Here is a 669-nt window from a genome sequence, read left to right as displayed (position 1 = left end):
AACGGGCGACTTGAGCACTTACGAGGTACCGCCTTGGGCTTTAGAAATTTAACCAATTACATAGCCAGGTGCTTGCTGAAGTCAGGAGGGTTTAGAAATCAGCTACACCCTTAAATGCGAAGAGCCTGTTATCACCCGCACCAATGATCTGTGGGGCTGTAGCGACACCCAACTCAATGAGTTCACTACCATGTGTCATCATGATGCCAACGCCGCCAGCACTACCGACAGTACCCAGTGCACCTGGCACAGCACTTGATGGCGCCCCCGTGAAAGTAGTCGTCACAGTGTTATCAGTGAGGTCGGATAAACTGCAGCCTTCAAGTTCTATAAGGACACGACGGGGTTCAGACTTGCCTCCCGCTTCCAACTGATGTTTTGCGATCGCCCCTAGATGAACTGTCTGATCTACCGAGTCAGGTTTAATAGAGCAGGCACCCGAGTGAACCGACCCCAAAAACGTAACGGTTCCATCCGCGGCATTCGCCATGGAGATCGAACCCGCCAACAAGCCGACAGACAACAGCACCGTTTTGATTTTTGCTTGGCGGTTGCAGGAGCTGAGTGCAACACGGTTATTGAATTGACGCAGGAGCATCATATTGCATAGCCAAGGCTTTCTGCATCACTTCGCTCATGACTTCGATAGGACATTTGAAATCGAAGCGC

Annotated in this window: 1 pseudogene; it reads right to left on the bottom strand. The window is 51.1% G+C overall.

Going from position 1 to position 669, the window contains the following annotated elements:
- Positions 1-121 precede the first annotated feature (121 nt).
- Positions 122-538, bottom strand: a pseudogene (locus tag BLL38_RS30030) (fimbrial protein); the annotation flags it as partial.
- Positions 539-669: the final 131 nt, after the last annotated feature.

The organism is Pseudomonas gessardii (assembly GCF_001983165.1).
Lineage (GTDB): Bacteria > Pseudomonadota > Gammaproteobacteria > Pseudomonadales > Pseudomonadaceae > Aquipseudomonas > Aquipseudomonas gessardii.
This window is presented reverse-complemented; position numbering and strand designations above follow the sequence as displayed.